Annotated in this window: 4 protein-coding genes; all 4 read left to right on the top strand. The window is 30.2% G+C overall.

The window, feature by feature from the left end:
- The first annotated feature begins 1,464 nt into the window (after positions 1–1,464).
- Entirely contained in the window at positions 1,465–2,172 is a 708-nt protein-coding gene (locus HNP99_RS17550; protein ID WP_173854752.1) for a hypothetical protein, read from the top strand.
- Between the two features lie 170 nt (positions 2,173–2,342).
- On the top strand, positions 2,343–4,178 hold the full coding sequence (locus tag HNP99_RS17545) for a hypothetical protein (protein WP_173854751.1): 1,836 nt from the start codon (positions 2,343–2,345) through the stop codon (positions 4,176–4,178).
- A complete protein-coding gene (locus HNP99_RS17540; protein ID WP_173854750.1) occupies positions 4,159–4,602 on the top strand; it encodes a hypothetical protein in 444 nt (147 codons plus the stop codon). Before HNP99_RS17545 ends, HNP99_RS17540 begins: the two co-directional genes overlap by 20 nt.
- Before the next feature lie 300 nt (positions 4,603–4,902).
- Positions 4,903–5,226 carry a hypothetical protein gene (locus HNP99_RS17535; RefSeq protein ID WP_173854749.1) on the top strand — a complete coding sequence of 108 codons (324 nt, stop codon included), beginning with the start codon at positions 4,903–4,905 and terminating at the stop codon, positions 5,224–5,226.
- The last annotated feature ends 268 nt before the right edge of the window (positions 5,227–5,494 follow it).

The following is a 5,494-nucleotide window of genomic DNA, read 5'->3' as shown; positions in this document are numbered from 1 at the left end:
TTTACTTCAATTAATGCGATGCAGTTTGTGGCGAAAAATATTGAGACGGAATTATTAACCAGAAAGTAATTTGGATTAATGAAAATGATGCAGTTTGCGTTGAAATAGATTATGGTGAAATCGTTAAGCCGAAACTAATTTACTTCAATTAATGCGATGCAGTTTGTGGCGAAAAATATTGAGACGGAATTATTAACCAGAAAGTAATTTGGATTAATGAAAATGATGCAGTTTGTGGCGAAAAGTATTGTGCCGAAAAATTGAATAACGAGGAATTTTTGTGCTGATAAAAACATATTACAACACTGGTTTAGCATGATGGGGAATTTAGTGGAATTTCCGTTTTTTTTCATATATTCGTACAGCCAAAAATAATCTGCTTAAAAGTTCCCCACCAAGCTAAGCCAGGAACCGTTAAGCAATATAATATCAAAAAAAGAATCTTCTTAAATTCATATTTTATTTAAGTAGAAAATATTCAAAAAAGTGTTTATAGCGAAAGTTGGAATGAAAAATTATAGCTGAAATGTTTGTGGCGAAAGTTTAAGCGGAAAATGATTACCGAAGTGTTTGTGGCGAAAGTTGTAGCGGAAAATGATTACCGAAGTGTTTGTACCGAAAATTGAAACGGAAAATGATTGCCGACGTATTTGTCCTGAAAGTTGAAACGGAAAATGATTGCCGAAGTAATTGTGGCGAAAGTTAGAGCGGAAAAATCATAAAAAATATTTAACCGAAAAACTTCTGAAAATTCATTCAAAATCCTTAGAATATTACTAAAATTGTCGTATAATTACATTGCTTAACAACGGTTTTGCAATAGTGGGGTTTTAGTGGAATTATCGTTTCGCTTCAAATTTTTTTTAAACCGAAAATTTATCGTTTACGATTTCCCCACCATTTCAAAGCCGCAAAACGTTAAGCAATATAATATCTAAAAAAAATCTGCTTAAATTCACATTTATGATAAAGTAGAAAACATTTTGAAATCAGCATCTTAAGCGGAATTTGGAATGAAAAATTATTGCTGAAATGTTTGTGGCGAAAGTTGAAACGGAAAATGATTGCCGAAGTGTTTGTGGCGAAAGTTCAAGCGGAAAATGATTGCCGAATTTTTGTGGCGAAAGTTGGAGCGGAAAATGATTGCCGAAGTGTTTGTGGCGAAAGTTGAAACGGAAAATGATTGCCGAACTGTTAGTGGCGAAAGTTGGAGCGGAAAAATGATAAAAGATATTTAGCCGAAAAACTTCTGAAAATTCATTTAAAATCCACAAAATATTGCTAAAATTGTCGTATAATTACATTGCTTAACAACAGTTTTGCAATAGTGGGGTTTTAGTGGAATTATCGTTTCGCTTCAAATTTTCTTTAAGCCAAAAATTTATCGTTTATGATTTCCCCACCATTTCAAAGCCGCAAAACGTTAGTGGCTATTTTGGCTGAACGCACTGATAATAAGGAAAAATGAAACAAATCATACTTTTAATTTTTAGTTTTTTAGTATTTGCTTGTAATAGCAAAGCACAAAATAATGACTTAAAAACAGAAGAAAAAACTACCGAAAAAAGCGTAATAAAAAAACTAAACGGAAAACAAATAGTTCAAGAATTAGAAAAACTAAACTTTTTTAACTTAACCGACAAAACAGAACTGAATGCTGAAAAAATTGAATTAGAAAAAGCTTTTAACGAACTTGATTTTTTTGAAGGGAAATTAAGAGGCGAAACTTTAAATTTTGTTAACAATCGTTTTTATTCAATTGACAGCGAAGAACTTTTTGAAGTTGGTGGTTTAACTAACTATCTAAAAATTATGAAACTAACTTTTGAAAAGCTAGGTTTAAAACTAAACTATTCAAATGAAAAAAGTTCGCAAACAAAAAAATATTGGAAACATACAATTGAACTAAACGGAAAAGAATATGTTGCGTTTGAAAATAACTTTGGAGAATTAGATTGGGGAATTGCTTACGTGAAATTTATCGAAATGCTAAACGCAGAATTAGAAGCTCAGAAAAGCGATGAGAGATTTTATCCGATTTCAGCACAAAATGACGGAAGACTAGTTTTACTAACAAAAAAACAGTTTGAATTTGTAAAAGAAAATTATCCAAACGATAATGAACATCCGAAAACTTTAGAAATTTGGAAAACGGAAAATGGAATTAAATAAAAAAACAGCCACTAACAGCGGTTTGCAAAAATGGCGAAATATGTGGTACATTCACGTTTATCTTTCGCAAGAATTTTTATCTTAGCCGAAAATAATCGGTTACGAAGTTCGCCACTTCTGCAAGCCGCGACACGTTGCAAGCGATTTTAACCAAAACCAACGTGAAAATTATGAAAAACAAATTTAAAGAATTACTCAAATTTACAATTTTATTCATTTTCATTTTATCATTGATGACTAATTGTGAACAGAATTCATTAATCGAAACCAATCAAAATTCTCTTATTAGCCATCAACAATCAAGATTTAAAGTAACTGTTTTGACTAACGAAAAAATCAAATCAAATAATAAAATTGTGCAAAAATTAATTAGTATTGACCTAAAAAATAAAAAAAGTAATTCTGCTTTTTCAAAAGAAATTCATAATAAACTCGGTTTTACTATTAATACTGACAATGTAAATTACATGGAAGACACCCAAACTGGCATACACTCTTACAGTTTCCAAATCCTCAGAGATTCCATTAAAACATCTAATCTTGAAAACCTTTTGATTCAATCAAATAGTAAGGGTGGTTATGATGCTTACATTATTCAGTATGGTTTTACTTCTGAAGAATATGCTAACTTAAATACCAAATCAATAAAAAAATATAAGACTTCAATATATTCGGTCGATTTTGACACTTCTACTTTCAAAAATGGTACGTTTTCTAAAATGGCTTTTGGATGTACTGAAACTTGGGAATGGGCTATGATAGATGATGGTGACAGAGGTGAACTAGTTGGTGCAGGCAATGAAGAACCTTTTGAGGCAGGATGGGTACTTACAGGTATTTCTTGCGGCTATTCTGATGACGGCACAGGAAATAGTGGAGGACAAGCCACTAATCTAACAAATACATCAGGAGGAGGAGCTTCGGCTGTAATAGCTGCACCTAATACAGTTCCATATACCTCTCAACTAAAAAACTTTGAAAGTGGTACTTTAAATTCCGTTGAAAGAACTTATTACAATAGAGATTCCGATATAAAAAATACCCTGGGACAATATTTAATTGACCAAAACTTCTCTAACACTGCAAAACTTGATGCAAAATTGGCATTAGAATTTTCAAGTAAATATGAACTCAATTTTCACCAGTTTAATTGGGTGTTTAATAATAGAGATAGCGAGGAATTACTAGACATTAAATCTTACTTAAATGAAATAATTTTTGTAACTCCTGAAATTGAGAGTTTTTTTAAAAAAGTGATTGACAGTGAAATAGAAACAAATAATAGTACGGAAGTTGATTTTGATTATAGAGTTATAGTTGACAAATCACTTAAAAACAATCCTAATCTATATGGGGTATATTCACAACTTGGTAAAGCTCCAGGTTTTCAAACCTATTTACAGAAATTTGACAACAAGTTCTTGCTTGCTAATTTAAAACTTAGTGTTGATAATCAGTTCGGGATTAATTATCCAATTAATCAAAATGCACAGGCTATAACATTAACTCCTGAAAATTATTTGATTAAAATTATCCTCAATAATGACGCTAGCTTACCAAGTAACATTATGAAATTTCCAAAAATCATTTCACCAATAATATTTATACACGAAATGATGCATGCTGAAATAAACAGAATTTTATTGAAGTGTTCAAAACTCCCTAATGTCAATACTCAAAATATGACAGATAAACAATGGGGAATTTACCTCAAAAATATTCAAAATGATTTTCCAAAGCTATATAAATATTACGAACAGTATCAACTTAACACCACAAATCCCACAGAATTCCAACATGAATATATGGCTGACAGATATAGAAATACCATAAAGCAAGTTCTAAAGCAATATGATAGTAATGCTCATTCTGAAGAGTTCTATAACACACTATCTTGGTTCGGACTAAAAGGTACAGCTGCTTGGACTAATTTAAAAATAGAACAAAGAGATCAAATAAATAATTCACTTCTAAACATTTACGAAAATGAACCGTATTTTAATTAATAGTTGTTTTTTACTTTTTATCCTCAATATATATGGACAAAAGATAGAGAAAAAATCGATCTATCTAGAATTCAAGCTTGATACAAACTGTCCACGAAATATGAAATTTTATAAAGAAGATGAAAGTGGGATAGTTTTTAATATTTTTTGTGAAACAGGAGGATCCTTTCTATGGCAAAACAAATCCGATACTTTATCAATCTGCAAATTAAAAAATTACAACACAATAAGTTTTGAAGAGGTAGAAAAATTAGAAAAGCAATGGAGAATCGACAATAAAAAAGCAATGATTAAAAAATTTGGAAAAATATATCCACGTTATAATAAAAACGGCATATTTAAAACCTATCTAATAGAAGTAATAAATGCGTTAGAATTTGTAGTTTACTCCGTTGAATGGAGACATTTGGAGACTGTGGAGTAATAAAAAAACCTCTTGCAACCGCCATTTTGAGCTAGCTGGAGTTTAGTGGAATTACCGTTTCGCATCAAGTTTTCGTTAAGCCGAAAATTGAGCGTTTACAAACTTCCAGCCATCTCAAAGTGGCAAACCGTTAGCGGTCAGCTTAAAAAAAAACGAAATATGACGTTTAAAAATATACTTTTATTTTTATTGTTTTCCCTTTTAATTTACAACATAAAAAGAATAATATTTTATATCAGAAACTACAATGAAATAAAAGAAATTCATTTTAAGAAAAGAACAAAATTAGATTTAACAAAATTGACAAAAATATCAAATGGACGTTTTGTCTTTGGTTTAGCAGAATATTTAAGATTCAAATCTGAATTTTATTATGATAAAGAATATTTATACGTAATAAACACTAAAAATCAAGTGGTCAAACATAAAATATCTGAAATAACAGAGGTCAGTAAAACCTCAATAATAATTAACGACAGAAGAGTTTGGAAAATTATTATCAATGAAAAAATAATTTATAAGCTTACAAATAACGATACTTTATCCAACAATAATTTTAATTACTTCTTGGACAAAGTAAACGAAAATATCAATTCTACAATCGACTCGAATTGGTTGTGGTGATCAATCAAATAACAAAAAAGCCGAACCGCTAACACTGGTTTAGCATGATGGGGAATTTAGTGGAATTACCGTTTATTTTCATATATTCGTTTAGCCAAAAATAATCTGCTTAAAAGTTCCCCATCAAGCTAAGCCAGGAACCGTTGTGCGCTATTCGGCCAAAAATACGCTCAAATTCAATAACTTAAATACAATTATATGAATTCAGATTACATTGAAAAAATTTTTGGAAAAAGTAGAAATGAAGTAACACTAAATGATATAAAAG

The organism is Flavobacterium gelidicaeli, from assembly GCF_013294005.1.
Lineage (GTDB): Bacteria > Bacteroidota > Bacteroidia > Flavobacteriales > Flavobacteriaceae > Flavobacterium.
This window is presented reverse-complemented; position numbering and strand designations above follow the sequence as displayed.